At 35.9% G+C, this 14,444-nt stretch carries 15 protein-coding genes and 1 riboswitch; of the genes, 7 read left to right on the top strand and 8 right to left on the bottom strand.

Translation table 11 applies throughout. The features are described from left to right. Positions 1–15: 15 nt before the first annotated feature. A complete protein-coding gene (locus tag V6670_RS01385) occupies positions 16–570 on the top strand; it encodes a DUF1273 domain-containing protein (RefSeq protein ID WP_338652284.1) in 555 nt (184 codons plus the stop codon). 111 nt (positions 571–681) lie between these two features. Continuing rightward, positions 682–996, top strand: coding sequence for a hypothetical protein (locus V6670_RS01380; RefSeq protein WP_036118164.1), 315 nt, complete (start codon positions 682–684; stop codon positions 994–996). 47 nt (positions 997–1,043) lie between these two features. Here V6670_RS01380 and V6670_RS01375 read toward each other — a convergent pair whose 3' ends face one another. From V6670_RS01375 to V6670_RS01365, 3 genes are all read right to left on the bottom strand, one after another. Further along, complete coding sequence (locus V6670_RS01375; RefSeq protein ID WP_141905230.1) at positions 1,044–2,438, bottom strand: L-cystine transporter; 1,395 nt, start codon at positions 2,436–2,438, stop codon at positions 1,044–1,046. A gap of 411 nt (positions 2,439–2,849) precedes the next feature. Beyond that, entirely contained in the window at positions 2,850–3,800 is a 951-nt protein-coding gene (locus V6670_RS01370) for a GGDEF domain-containing protein (RefSeq protein ID WP_141905912.1), read from the bottom strand. Continuing rightward, on the bottom strand, positions 3,778–4,659 hold the full coding sequence (locus tag V6670_RS01365) for an EAL domain-containing protein (protein WP_338652283.1): 882 nt from the start codon (positions 4,657–4,659) through the stop codon (positions 3,778–3,780). The genes V6670_RS01370 and V6670_RS01365 overlap by 23 nt, the downstream gene beginning before the upstream one ends. 293 nt (positions 4,660–4,952) lie before the next feature. Between V6670_RS01365 and V6670_RS01360 the strand changes: the two genes are divergently transcribed. The 4 genes from V6670_RS01360 (at position 4,953) to V6670_RS01345 (ending at position 8,867) form a co-directional block, all read left to right on the top strand. Beyond that, positions 4,953–5,138 carry a hypothetical protein gene (locus V6670_RS01360; protein WP_009373346.1) on the top strand — a complete coding sequence of 62 codons (186 nt, stop codon included), beginning with the start codon at positions 4,953–4,955 and terminating at the stop codon, positions 5,136–5,138. After that, positions 5,128–6,546, top strand: a complete 1,419-nt coding sequence (locus V6670_RS01355) for an amidase (protein ID WP_338652282.1) — start codon at positions 5,128–5,130, stop codon at positions 6,544–6,546. Before V6670_RS01360 ends, V6670_RS01355 begins: the two co-directional genes overlap by 11 nt. A 160-nt stretch (positions 6,547–6,706) precedes the next feature. After that, positions 6,707–7,867, top strand: coding sequence for a PucR family transcriptional regulator ligand-binding domain-containing protein (locus V6670_RS01350; RefSeq protein ID WP_338652281.1), 1,161 nt, complete (start codon positions 6,707–6,709; stop codon positions 7,865–7,867). 103 nt (positions 7,868–7,970) lie between these two features. Then, complete coding sequence (locus V6670_RS01345; RefSeq protein WP_338652280.1) at positions 7,971–8,867, top strand: DMT family transporter; 897 nt, start codon at positions 7,971–7,973, stop codon at positions 8,865–8,867. 25 nt (positions 8,868–8,892) lie between these two features. Here the strand turns inward: V6670_RS01345 and V6670_RS01340 are convergent, their stop codons facing one another. Then, positions 8,893–9,471 (bottom strand): YitT family protein, encoded by a 579-nt coding sequence (locus V6670_RS01340; RefSeq protein WP_141905908.1) that lies wholly within the window; start codon positions 9,469–9,471, stop codon positions 8,893–8,895. A 181-nt stretch (positions 9,472–9,652) separates the two neighbouring features. Here V6670_RS01340 and V6670_RS01335 point away from each other — a divergent pair, with 181 nt between their 5' ends. Further along, on the top strand, positions 9,653–10,942 hold the full coding sequence (locus V6670_RS01335) for a DUF2252 family protein (RefSeq protein WP_338652279.1): 1,290 nt from the start codon (positions 9,653–9,655) through the stop codon (positions 10,940–10,942). A 49-nt stretch (positions 10,943–10,991) separates the two neighbouring features. Here V6670_RS01335 and V6670_RS01330 read toward each other — a convergent pair whose 3' ends face one another. From V6670_RS01330 to V6670_RS01315, 4 genes are all read right to left on the bottom strand, one after another. Next, on the bottom strand, positions 10,992–11,513 hold the full coding sequence (locus V6670_RS01330; protein ID WP_141905906.1) for a DUF2179 domain-containing protein: 522 nt from the start codon (positions 11,511–11,513) through the stop codon (positions 10,992–10,994). Positions 11,514–11,766: 253 nt separating this feature from the next. Next, positions 11,767–12,117, bottom strand: coding sequence for a VOC family protein (locus V6670_RS01325; RefSeq protein ID WP_141905905.1), 351 nt, complete (start codon positions 12,115–12,117; stop codon positions 11,767–11,769). 158 nt (positions 12,118–12,275) lie between these two features. Further along, positions 12,276–13,574: a nucleobase:cation symporter-2 family protein gene (locus V6670_RS01320; RefSeq protein ID WP_141905904.1), complete on the bottom strand. Its 1,299-nt coding sequence runs from the start codon at positions 13,572–13,574 to the stop codon at positions 12,276–12,278. After that, positions 13,574–14,158, bottom strand: a complete 585-nt coding sequence (locus V6670_RS01315; RefSeq protein WP_141905903.1) for a xanthine phosphoribosyltransferase — start codon at positions 14,156–14,158, stop codon at positions 13,574–13,576. The genes V6670_RS01320 and V6670_RS01315 overlap by 1 nt, the downstream gene beginning before the upstream one ends. Positions 14,159–14,292: 134 nt before the next feature. Further along, positions 14,293–14,394, bottom strand: a riboswitch (purine riboswitch). Positions 14,395–14,444: the final 50 nt, after the last annotated feature.

Raw genomic sequence — 14,444 nt, 5'->3', positions numbered from 1 at the left:
TTAGGGGGCATTTTGTTGTTACAGCGTATTATGATTACTGGCTATAAGCCACATGAACTTGGTATTTTTAATGATAAACATCCTGGCATTGCCATCATAAAAAAAGCACTGGAAGCCCGTCTACGCACACTACTTGATGAAGGACTGGAATGGGTTATTATCAGTGCTCAGCAGGGTGTAGAATCTTGGAGTGCTGAAGTTGTTTTAATGCTTAAAGAAGAATTTCCACATTTAAAATATGCCGTTATTACACCATTTTTAGAGCAAGAGAAAAATTGGCAAGACCATAAAAAGGAAAAGTATCAAACATTAATTGCCCAAGCCGATTTTGTTACAAGCGTGACCAAAAAACCATACGAAGCACCCTGGCAATTTGTTGAGAAGGATAAATTTATTATTCAAAATACAGACGGACTTTTATTAATTTACGATGAAGAAAATGAAGGTTCTCCGAAATATATTAAGCGACTCGCTGAAAAATATATGGAATCTCATGACTACACTCTATTAATCGTAAATGCCTATGATTTACAAGTAATAGCAGAGGACATACAGCAACAAGATTGGTAGAAAAATATTGATATAATTTTCTGATAATTATATACTAAAATTAATAAAATCCTTATTTGTAACTGGTTCACACACGGACGTTACTAATAATTTGAAAGGAGCTATCATCATTTGAATAAACAGATTGAAATGATTCTTGAAGCTTCTCCCGTAAATGTTGCTCACGATACCTACCGCAGAGAATGCCGCTATACACGAGGAATTCATATTGAAGAACAGGAATTTCTAGCTATTTTAAATACAATGAGCAATGATGCACGCCTCTATTTCGATTTCCATAATCCTCGAAAAGAGATTAAAAAGGGAACCTATTTAAATGGACACTCTGGTCTAGCCTACAATATTTATGATTACTATAAACAAAATTATAAAATTGAGGTTTCCGAATTAATTAACGGTAAAGATTTTTATGTAAAAATAATATAAAATGTAAGCCCCTTTAAAGTTTTACCTTTAAAGGGGCCTCTTTGATTTTATAGATCTGCTACTTGAGCACCTAATTCTTTATCATTGTACATTTCTGTATCTAATTCTTTTGTAATACGTGCTGTTGTAACACCCGCTGTCATTGAACCACTTACATTTAATGCTGTACGTCCCATATCAATTAAAGGCTCCACAGAAATTAATACACCTGCAAGCGCAATTGGTAAATCGAGTGCTGATAACACAAGAATAGCTGCAAATGTCGCACCACCACCAACACCTGCTACACCAAATGAGCTAACCGCTACTACCGCGATAACTGTAATAATGAAGACAGGATCGAGTGGATTAATGCCAACTGTTGGTGCGATCATAATTGCTAACATAGCAGGATATACACCAGCACAGCCATTTTGACCGATTGATAATCCGAATGAGCCTGAGAAGTTTGCAATACCCTCAGATACCCCAAGACGACCTGTTTGCGTTTTAATATTCATCGGTAAAGTACCCGCACTAGAACGAGATGTAAAGGCGAATAATAATGTTTCTGCAGATTTTTTCAAATACGTGAATGGATTTAATCCGCTTAATGTCAGAATTAATAAGTGTACTAGTAAAACAATAAATAACGCCACATAAGAAGCAATAACAAACTTACCTAAATTGTAAATCGCACCGAAATCTGATGTTGCAACAGTACGAGCCATAATAGCCAAAATGCCGTATGGTGTTAATCGTAAGACAATCGTTACGACACCCATTACAAGGGCATAGATTGCATCTAAGCCTTTTTTAATTGTAGCTGCTGTCCCCTCATCCTTACGTGCCACACGTAAATAAGCAAAACCAAGGAATGCTGAGAAAATAACAACCGCAATTGTTGAAGTAGAACGAGCACCTGTTAAATCAAGGAATGGATTTGCAGGGAATAGCTCGATAATTTGTGTTGGTAGATCTGGAGCTGCTAAGCCCGTTGTTTTTTCTTCAAGATATTGACCGCGTGCAGTTTCTGCATCACCTTGTAAAATTTGTGTTGCATCTAAATCAAATACTGTTGCAGAAAAAATACCGACCGCCGCTGAAACCGCTGTTGTGCCAATTAAAATGGCTAAAATAAGAGCTGCCATTTTCCCAAAGTTTTTGCCAATCTTCATTTTCGTAAAGGCAATTAAAATAGAAATAAAGACTAATGGCATTGCTACCATTTGTAGCAATTTTACATATCCTGTACCTATAATGTTGTACCAAGATGTTGTTTTGGCTAACACTTCAGAATCTATACCATAGATAAAATGAAGTCCAAGACCAAGTACAATCCCTAAACCTAAACCTGCAAAAACACGATTTGAAAACTTGACGTGTTTTTTATTCATAACATATAAAATTCCAACGAACACAAGTAACACTGCTACGTTAAGAATGATTTGTAAATTCGACAATGGAATGCCTCCTAAGATGTTTTATAATAATGTAATCGAATTATATACCCATAATCCCTATAATTCAAGTATGTTTTATTAAGATTAATAAATTCCTAAAATAAAAACGATTTCTTCCTTTGATTATGCCCTTAAAATTAAAATCAATAATATTTATTAGCAATAAGTAAAAGGAGCCATTATAAAAGGGAATAGTAGATAGTTATCGAAAACGTTCATGAGGCTAACTTTTAACGTATAGACAGCTAAACTATAAGGCTTGATAGAATTGTTCATTTCAGTTGTATTAATATTCTAGTCAAAAACATAGAAGTTGGTGACAAAATGGTTACCGGAATTTTAAAATTGTTCATATTAACTACAAAATCTATACCCAAAATGCCTTACTGACGAACAAAAAACCTACATCGTTTAATGAACGAAGTAGGTTTTTTGTTCGTTGATAAGGTAACAGCTGCCTGCGATTTTTTTACACTGCTTTTTCACGTGTGTGACCGCATTGGATAATTGTTCGACGGAGTTAAAATACTGATATTCATTCGTAATAACGGCAATGGATAAGGATGTACATGTTAGAGTACCTAGCTCACCCGCTCTATTAGCTACCTGCACATACACTAAATCCTCTAGCTCATAAAAGCTTAAAATATTGGCATCAAAGTCATCTATGATTTTCTGACAAATCTTTTCTATTTCATAATGCGGAAGGATGGCAACAAAATCGTCGCCACCAATATGCCCTAAAAAATCTTCCGCCCCACAGATATATCTTTTTAGTATATCTGTTAAATAACGTAAAATTTTATCCCCTTTATTAAAGCCATATGTGTCATTGTAGGATTTAAAATGATCTAAATCAAAATAGATCAAACTATAGTGTGCTAGCTGTAATGCTTCCTCTAGCTTTTCATCGATTAATGTATTGCCTGGAAGACTACTTAACGGATTTAAAAAACTGGCGATAGCTACTTGTGTATCAACAAGCTTTAACAGTAACTCACGAATGCTAACCATTCCGTCATATAAGTCATTTTTCGTCACAATGATATCATCATATAAGTCTTCAGGAGGTCTAGACATCGCTAGTGTACTAACCTCAGTGATTGGAGTATGGCGATCTACTATTAAAGGATTTTCTTTAATGATAAGTTGATTTTGCCGTTCCATAAATAAATGATAGCCATATTGAGTACCTATTTTTTGATAGAAATGTGTGCGTGTAATTTGTCCAATTGGTTTTTCATCACGAACGACAACAATACTAAGCAATGAAGGATTACTTGTAAAAAGTACATCTACTTCTTTATTTTTCACGAATTCATCAATACATGGAACCTTTTCAATGACTTCCCCTATCTTCATTGTCACCCACCCTTATTTTCCCCAATTGTATTTCCTTTGCGGGCTTTCCTATTGCATAACCTTGTGCATAGTGAATGCCAATATGATGCAGATACTCCAGCTCTTCTTGTCGTTCAATCCCTTCAGCAATCATTTTAGTGTTAGCTTGCTCGGCATACTTCATTAATAAGGTAACGAGTTGTTGCTGTTCGCTGTTTTGATCGATAAATTGAATTAAGGAACGGTCTAATTTAATGAATTCTGGCTTTAAATAAATGAGCGTTTTTAAACTATTATAGCCTGAGCCTACATCGTCCACTGCTATGCGATAGCCCTGTGATCGATAATGTGATAATACACGCTCAAACTCTACAAAATCTATCACGGCACTACGCTCAGTTAATTCAAACACGACTTGCTGCGGCTTAATGCCAAGTTCCTTTAGCAATTGTAGTGTTTCTCCACAATGGTAATTTTTATCTACTAATACATTTGGATGTATATTAAGAAAGACTAAGAAGTTTTTATCCGCCAAATCGTTAGGCATGCGTTCCTTAAATCGTTGTAAGGAAAGATTTCTACAAAAACATTCAAATAAAAATACACAATCTGTTTGTCCAACAAACTCATAAAACTGGTCGACACTATTAAATAATGCTGAGGAAACTGGACGGTTTAATGCTTCAAATCCTATCGTTTGTTTTGACTGTAAATCTACAATAGGTTGAAAGTATGTATGTAAATCGTTGTGCTGAATAATTTGTTTCAATGCTTTTAAACGTTTCATATATAACGTATTGCTTTGATGCTGCCCATATAAATATTTAACAAAAGAAAGTATATTACTAGTTTTTATATTTTGCCCCACAGCAGACTCCATTCTTGCACCTCTTCAATTGGTTATTATGGTTCATTGTACGCTTTGATTGTAAATAGACTGTGAATCGTATGTAAAAAGAGCAAGCTCACACACTAGACTTTTGCCGTTTATTAGCACAGTAAATATTTCATAATATTAAATATATTACAAATAATTTATTTGATATAAATTATTGTTAGTGTATGATTGTAATAATAGGTTTATATTACCTATTATAATATTTTGCGTACCCTATCGATCTTAATAGGGAAACCTATTTAGATATAAAAATTATTCAAGGGAGGATCCTGTTAATGAGCTTGTCTATTCAACAATTATTGGAGAACAAAGGAATTACACCGAAACCTGAACACCTTGAACTATTAAAAACACGCTGGGAAGGCATGCAGTCACTTCGTAGCAATTTAGAAGGTATTGCGATTGATGATGCAGATATCGCGGTACGTAGTATTCCTGGAGGTGATCATATTGACAACTGATTTACATTTAAAATCCGTTGAAGAATTGGCACCCTTACTTGCATCGAAGACACTATCTCCCGTGGAATTAACGAAGGCGATTTTAGATTTTGCTGAGGAAAGTCAGCCTAAAATTAATTCCTATATGGCCTTTTACAGGGAAGAAGCTTTAGCAAAGGCAAAAGAAGTGGAACAGGAAATTCTCCAAGGCCACTATAAAGGCATGTATCACGGGATTCCGATGGCCTTAAAAGATAACTTGTATTTCAAAGATAAGATAACAACGATGTCCTCAAAAATTCATAAGGACTTCGTTTCTGATTATGATGCGACAGTGGTTGAAAAACTTCGTGACGCTGGTGTCATTTTCACTGGAAAACTAAGCATGCATGAATATGCTTGGGGAATTACCAATAACAATCCTCATTACGGACCTGTTCGCAACCCATGGGATTTGGATAAAATCCCTGGCGGTTCTAGCGGCGGCTCTGGGGCGGCTGTTGCAGCAGGGGCAAGTGTTGCTTCATTAGGAACGGATACAGCTGGTTCCATTCGAATTCCATCCTCCGCTTGTGGCATTGTTGGTTTAAAACCTACACACGGTCGTGTAAGTAAATATGGCTGTTACCCACTCGCTTGGAGTTTAGACCATATTGGTCCAATGACAAAGACAGTAAAGGATGCAGCAGGCTTGCTTGAAGTCATTTCTGGCTTTGATCATCGAGACCCTACTTGCATTGACGTTCCAACAGACAACTACGTTCAGCAGCTTTCTGGCAATATCAAGGATCTAGTGATTGGTATCAATGAAGAATACTTCTTTAAAAATGTGGATGCTGATATTGAAAAAGCTGTTCGAGCAAGTATTCAAAACTTAGTAGATCAAGGTGCGAAAGTGGAAGTAGTGCGAATTCCTTCATTACAATATGCAGAATGGGCAGAGCTTGTGACGTCCCTTTCGGAGGCGGCAGCTATACACCATTCCGATTTACAAGAGAGACCACAAGATTTTGGTGACGATATACGTCTACTCTTTGAGCTCGGTGAATTGCCTTCTGCTGTCGATTACTTACAGGCACAACAGGTACGTCGTCAAATCAAACAGGAGTTTACAGAGATTTTTAATAAGGTAGATGTGCTTATTACCCCTACTCTACCTGTTGTGGCTAATACAATTGGTGATGATTTCGCAGAGTTAAATGGTCAAAAAGTGGATTTAATTGATAATATTATTCGCTTTACAGGCCCAAGCAACTTAACAGGCTTACCTGCCCTTTCCGTTCCTTGTGGCTTTAAAGGGAATTTACCAATAGGGCTACAAATTATTGGCCCTGCCTTTAAAGAAGGACGCATTTTAAATATAGGGTATGCCGTTGAGCAAACAAATCCACTGAGAAATAGAAAGCCAAATATTTTTGCTAACATTTAAACGATAAGTACTGAAATCTGCTCACTTCACGGTTTACCGCTGAATGAGCAGATTTTTTTGTGGTGGATATCCATTTACACGAATACAAATGGTTTTTTATGAACAAGTAAATTTATAATAGAAGTTAGTAGCTTACTACAAGAAAGGCAATGGTCCGTTTATGAATGTAGAAAATTTTTTACAATTACCCATTACAAAGAATTTCACCGTTGTCGCTGGCCACAACGGTTTGCATAAAGCTGTTCAAAATGTAGAGATTTTAGACTTTGAATTTTCACCAGACATACACCATGTGCGAGATACAATTTTCACGCCCAACAGCGTTGTATTAAGTAGTTTATTATTTGCCAAACAAAAGCCTGAGTATTTATTAAATGCGTTAAAAAATCTAGTGGAGCTCGGGGCGAGTGCCTTAGCTTATAAGCCTGTTATTTTCAGAGATTTACCTGAAGAGGTTTTGAATTATGCAGAGGAACAAGATTTTCCTATTTTAAGATTTGGTGGAGATGAGTTTTTTGAGAAGATTATTTTAGAAACAATGGCCTACGCTAAAACACAGGATTATTCATTCTTTTTAGAAACGATCTTACGGAGATTGATGGAGGAAGATATTACACAAGAGCAAATCAAATCCATTTTACAGCAGCTCAATAGACCCTTTGAAAAATATGTATTTGTAGCAACTTTACGAGCAAGTGACACATCTCACCATAGCTGGATGCAAGCTATTTTTTCATTAGAGCCACTACTTAAATCAGGTCTGATTTGTTCCTATAAGCAGAGCCTTTTTATCATCATGACACATCCATCCCAGCTGTTTCAATTTGACAAGGTGTTACATGAATGGTTAGCATTATATGCCATCCCAACCGAAAAAATCACTTTTGGCTATAGCAGTAGCTACGATACTCAAACTGGCTTCCCTACTGCTTTACGCGAAGCCTTCTTTGCTAGTATATTAGCTGAGATTGACATGCTGCCTAGCCTTCATTATAAGCATCTGGCATCGGATCGTTTATTAATTGAGTTGTATCGTAAAGACCCCATATTTGCAATGGATTATGTTACTTCTTTTTTAGCTCCTTTACTTGATGATAAGGCTGATCCCGATCTAATGGAAACTACCTTAACCTATATCGTAAAAAAAGGAAATATTAAGGAAGTTGCCGTAGCACAATTTTGTCATCCAAATACAATTCGCTATCGTATGGCTAAAATACGTCATTTAGTAGCACCGACAGATAATGATTATGTTTTTTATGAACACTTAGCTGCAGCCGTTAAATTGTACTTATTACATAGCAAGGTAGGTTTTGAGTAATCGCTTTGGAATAAGTACAAAAAAACGCCTGAATATTTAGAAATAAAATCAAATTCTTTTCCTCACTCCTATGCTATTCTATTGAAGTCAGGAGGAAGAAAACATGAAAACTTACATAGCTGATGGCATGCTATTGATTACTGCAATCGTGTGGGGCAGTGGATTTGTTATAACGGCTATTGCCTTAGAATATTTAACAGCTTATCAAGTGATGGCTGGTAGATTTTTATTAGCTTCCATTATATTATTGGTTTTATTTGGTTCTCGATTAAAAAAAGCTTCGAAATCTGTTATTTGGAAGGGAGCTTTATTAGGCACAATTCTGTATATAGCATTCGCCCTTCAAACCGTTGGACTCCAATATACAACACCGTCTAAAAATGCCTTTTTAACCGCAGTGAATGTCATTATTGTTCCTTTAATAGCCTATGCGGTTTATAAACGCCGCATTGACGGCTATGAAATCATTGGTTCCCTAATTGCGATTGCAGGAATCGGCTTTTTATCACTACAAGGCTCATTAACAATGAATGTTGGGGATGCACTTTCTTTAGCATGTGCCGTTGCTTTTGCCTTTGATATCTTTTATACTAATCTTTTTGTTCAAAAAGAAGATGCCATTGCCCTTACCATTATTCAATTTCTCACGGCATCCTTTATAGGTGTTCTAGTCGTCATTAGCCAAGGGGATATCCCGACATCACTCGAAAAAGAAGCAATCTATTCGATTATTTACCTAGGTATTTTTTCTACGACAATTGCTTACCTCTTCCAAAATGTAGCCAATCAATATACAACTGCTACTAAAGCTGCGATTATCCTATCGACTGAATCTTTTTTCGGTATGGTGTTATCCGTCATTTTTTTGCATGAAATCTTAACAAGTCGCATGGTCGTAGGTGCAGTACTCATTTTACTGGCTATACTCATTGCAGAGATCAAACCAGCACACCCTAAAAAGAAGCTAATGAAAACACTTGATAATCACACGCCAAAATAGTTTCAGTTTTATACTGGGACTATTTTTACGTTCCTGATACTCGACTAGTAATAACGCTTGTCGTAATGCCCACTACCAACACGGTAATAATGGATAATAGGAAGGTCGATGTGGATAATAGGAAGCCTCCTATAACAATAACAATGGAATCAATAAAAAATATTAATATTCCAACATTGATACCTGTCTTGTCACAGATAAATTGAGCGATTAAGTCTGTCCCCCCTGTGCTTGTCTGAAAACGTAGCATCAGACCAATGCCGAAGCCAACAAGTATACCTCCAAAAATTGCACTGTAAAGCGCATCCATTTGGACAAGATTTCGCACAGGCTTTAACAAATCAATAATTACGGAAGATGCTATTAAGCCATGTATACTATTGTAAAAATAGGCTCTATATTTAAACCAAGCAATAATAAAAATGGGAATACTAATAATAATGATCATTAAACCGATTTTGAGCTTATATAGATAATGTAATATAAGCGCTAACCCTACTACTCCCCCATCTAAAATTTCATATGGCGTTAAAAATAAATTAATTCCTAACGACAATGAAATACTTCCTACTATAATGACAAGACCTTTTGTAAAGAAATACATATAACCCCCCTCCGTGATTAAGCATGTCTTATAGTATGAAAATAGGTTATTGAACATGTTATGAAATACCCTTAGATGTATAACCATTTTTATCGAGAACATTTGCTAAATTTCTTCGAAACCTATTCAATTATTTTTCGTATATACAGGTAAATTTTGATTTAACAAAGGGGATTATTGTATGGAGCATGCTTTATTGGAACAAGTTAAACATACTAGAACTTTTTTAAGACAAGAACAATTAGAAACAATCTTTGAAGAATTTGATGTTCAACGAATGAGTTTAACAGAGGGACAGCGCTTGGAAAAATACCGTAAAATGCTTGAAAGCCCATTTCGCTTTTTCCGTGGAAGTGCCTATCTATTTTATTTTGATATGACAAAATCCGCCTCAATCTTCCATACTCCTGATAGAAAACCAACTTGGATTCAAGGTGATATGCATATGGATAACTTCGGTGCTTTTCAAAATGAGGCAGGAGAGATTGTTTTTGATGTTAATGATTTCGATGAGGGCTATGTCGGCTCTTATTTATACGATATTATTCGCATGAGCGTCAGTATTGCGCTCTATTTAGAAGAACAAGGCTTACATAAGACAACTCAGGAAACGGCTATTCAGTATTTTCTCCGTAGCTACATAGATCAGCTAAAACGATTCCAGCGTAAACAGGATGATCCTTTAACACTGATGTTCACAAATGACAATACAAAGGGACCAGCTAAGAGATTATTGAAAAAGCTTGATAAACGCCAGCGATCTCATTTTTTACAGGATATTTCGTATGTAAATGAGGATGGTCAGCGTGCCTTCTTATGGAATGAAGAAATTCAACCTGTTACTAGTGAAGAATACAGCGCCATTTCAAACGCACTTTCTACTTATAAAATAAGGGATATAGCTTATAAGTATGGCTCTGGGACAGCTTCTATCGGTTTAAAGCGTTACTATATTTTAGTGGAAGACGAAAAAGGTGCGTCAGGAGTAGAGGATTTAGTGTTAGAAATGAAAGAGGTACGCACAGCAATTCCTGCCTACTTCCTCCCTTATCAGGAACTATTTTGGGCTCATTATGAGCATCAGGGAGCACGTGTAGTCGGAACTCAAAAAGCTATGCACCATTTAGAGGACCCACATTTAGCCTTTATCACGATGAATGGACAGGAATTTTATATTCGTGAACGTTCTCCTTATAAAAAGAAGATTAAGCCTAAAAACTATAAGGATGTAGAGGATTACTTTACTACAACATCACTTATGGGAAAAATTGCGGCTAAAATACATGCACGAGCTGATATCGATTATTCTCATGTTTTTACCTATCACAGTGAGGAGGAGATTTTAAAAGCGATCGGCAAAGAGCATGATGTATTTATAGAGCATACAATTTTACAAGCCATGAGCTACAAGGAAATTGTCTACACAGACTTTAGCTTATTTAAAGACTGGGTAGAAACAAAATTTAATTAACATCCTAAAAAAGGACCTCGGCATTTAGCAGAGGTCCTTCCTTATTAAATTATTTTTGCTTAGCCTTCATACGAGCAAGTAAAAAGCCGCCCTTAAATGATTTAGGCTCATACGAGATAATAAAGGCATTCGGCTCAAATTGCTCTACTATTTGAAAGAGCTCCCCTTCACGATTTCTCTTCGTTAAGATTTCATATTTATAGCGGTTACTATCTCGACCTTCTCCGATATAAATCGTGACTGCAAACCCTTCGTTACGAAGAAATTTCACAAGCTCTTCATTCTTATTTTGCGTATTAATGGTTGTATAAACATAGCCTATCGCTAGCTTTCGTTCTATTTTTGCTCCTAAAAATATACCTAATCCAAATCCAATTGCATAGATAACCATAGATAACATGCTTTGCTTCCCACTAAAAACGAGTGAAAGGCCAAATACATAAACCAACATCTCCAGCATACCAAATATCGCAGCAAGGAATGTAATATTCTTTACCAAAAATATTGTTCGTAATGTTAAAAAAGGTACATAAACTAATTGAAGAATTAATATTAAAACGATACTTTGCATTTGTACTAGACCTTTCTCAGAGTAGTTATATATAAGTGTATGTTGAAATAGAGAGTTACATTCTATTAAAAACAATCCTAATTTGTAAATTCCCTTATAACCCGATATTAAACATCGAACATAACAAAAAGTGTAATTTTACACCTACACTGTTATATGATATTATCTAAAAGAGTTGAGGAATAACATAATGATGCTGCTATTAATCGTAAGCTTAGGCACGGAAAGTGGTTTTTCATTGATCAATGTTATATTACTTCTCCCAAAGCTCTATACGTCTTCCTTCAGGATCTTCAATCCAAATGAATTGTCCAAATTCATTCATCGTCTTGTCCATTACAAGGGGAATACCCATTTTTTCTAAATGCTTGATGCTATCATCTAGATTTTCCACTTGAAAGTTTAACATTACTTGTTGTTCTGTTGGAAAATAGCTATCACTTTCAGAAAAGAAAGAGAAAACCGTTTCATTGTCTGATTGTGGCTTAATAATAGTACCATTCCAATTTTCAATTTCAATGTTCAAGACTTTACTGTACCATTTTTTGATTTCCTCAAGATTTTTAGTTCTCCAAAAGATTCCTCCAAAGCCCGTTATATTCATAAATAATCCCTTCCTATCCTATTAGTTATTCATTTAAATTCTAGTTTTGAGAGTAAATTCCTTCTATATCTCTGTTCATATCTACTTTTTTACATATAAAAAAAGTCACCTACTTTCAACTAAACTACTAGTCAAAAATAGATAACTTTTAGGATTCTTTATACTTCACCATGCATCGGGTCTTGCTTATGCTTCGGCCCAACCATGTTGAATAAAATATTAAGGATAATCGCTGTGACAGAACCACAGACGATACCGTTTGATGTTAAAATAGAAACTTTTTCTGGTAGTGCATCAAAAATGCCAGGAACCACTGATACACCAACCCCTAAGCTTACTGCAATAGCAGCAATCATCGCATTTTCTGCTGATTCGTTCATAACTGGTACAAGCATACCCATACCCTGTGTAATGACCATACCGAACATCGCAAGCATGGCAGCACCTAATACAGATGTTGGAATAATCGTTGTTAATGCAGCGATTTTTGGTAGGAAGCCAAGTGCTACTAGTAAACCACCTGTGATATAAATGACTTTACGGTCCTTAACGCCTGACATACGTGTTAGTCCCACGTTTTGTGAGAATGTTGTGTAGGGGAAGGCATTGAAAATACCACCGATTACTGAAGCTAGACCTTCTGAACGATAGCCGCGAGCTAAATCCTTTGAATCTAATTTTTTATTACAAATATCACTTAGTGCAAAATAAACACCAGATGATTCAACTAGAGATACCATTGCTACAAGTGTCATTGTAATAATAGCCGTTACATCAAATGTTGGCATTCCAAAGTAGAAAGGTTGTACCATGTGGAATACATTAGCATCTGCTACTGGCGTGAAATCCACTTTGCCCATGAATGCACCTAAAACGGTACCTACTACTAATCCAATAAGAATAGAAATCGCACGAACAAAACCTGTAGAAAAACGATACACGATTAAAATAATGATTAATGTAATAAACGCTAATGCCACATTAGAAGCAGAAGCAAAATCCTCAGCACCTTGTCCACCTGCCATATTGTTTAAAGCTACTGGTAATAAGGAAATACCGATAATCGAAACAACGGATCCAGTTACTACTGGTGGGAAGAATTTCACAAGCTTGCCGAAGAAGCCTGCAATAATCATTACAATTACACCAGAGGCAATAATAGAACCATAAATATCTGTGATACCTTGCTCTGGGTTTGTGCCGATCGCAATAATTGGACTTACTGCTGTGAATGTACAGCCAAGTACTACAGGTAAGCCAATCCCGATAAATTTACCTGAATATACCTGTAAAAGTGTTGCAATCCCGCACATCATAATATCAATTGCTACTAAATACGTCATTTGTGTTGAATCAAAGCCAATTGCTCCACCAATAATCAGTGGCACTAAAATGGCTCCAGCATACATCGCAAGTAAATGTTGAATCGCTAGCGCAGTTGATTTAAAGGTATTCATTACGAGCGAGCCTCCGCAGCAAATGTTACATTGCCATCTTCAAGAGAGTCCACAATCGCTAATGACTCAACGCGAACTCCCTGCTCACGCAATAATTTTCCACCATCTTGGAAGCCCTTTTCAATAACGATGCCCACACCCACAACATGCGCACCAGCTTGTGCAGCAATATCTAGTAAGCCTTTGACAGCTTCACCATTTGCTAAGAAATCATCAACAATTAAAATATTATCGTCTTCATTTAAGAAATTACGTGATACAGAGATATCATTTGTTTCATTTTTTGTAAACGAATGTACCTTTGATGAATAAAGGTTATCTGAAAGTGTTAACGATTTGCGTTTACGAGCAAACACGACAGGTGCGCCAATTTCTAACCCTAACATAACAGATGGTGCAATACCTGAAGATTCTATTGTTAAAATCTTTGTAATCACTTGATCAGAGAAACGGTTTGCGAATTCATGACCAATTTCCTTCATTAACATTGGATCAATTTGATGGTTTAAAAATGAATCAACTTTTAATACGGATGAAGATAATACTTTACCCTCTTGCATAATTTTGTCTTGTAATAACTTCATTTCTTTTATATCCTTCTTTCTTTCAGAGTAATAAAAAACGCTAAATACCTTGTTTCCATTCAGCTACGAGTGGAGCAAAGCATTCAGCGTAAAAACGTCGAAACGAATAGAAAACGTCATTATAATTGAAGTTCTCTAAAAGCATTGCTACCCATAGTCGATTTATTTACGGTAAATCGGTAGAAACTTGCGAGCCCTATTCTCGCTATTATATGAGTGGATTTGTATGAAACTATCAGAATATCCAATTTATCACTTTATTCGGCAAGAACCTATAACTTTAACG

It is taken from the genome of Lysinibacillus sp. Y5S-8 (assembly GCF_036894365.1).
In the GTDB taxonomy this organism is placed as follows: domain Bacteria; phylum Bacillota; class Bacilli; order Bacillales_A; family Planococcaceae; genus Lysinibacillus; species Lysinibacillus fusiformis_D.
The sequence above is the reverse complement of the archived record's forward strand: the minus strand, read 5'-3'. Positions and strand labels throughout refer to the sequence as shown.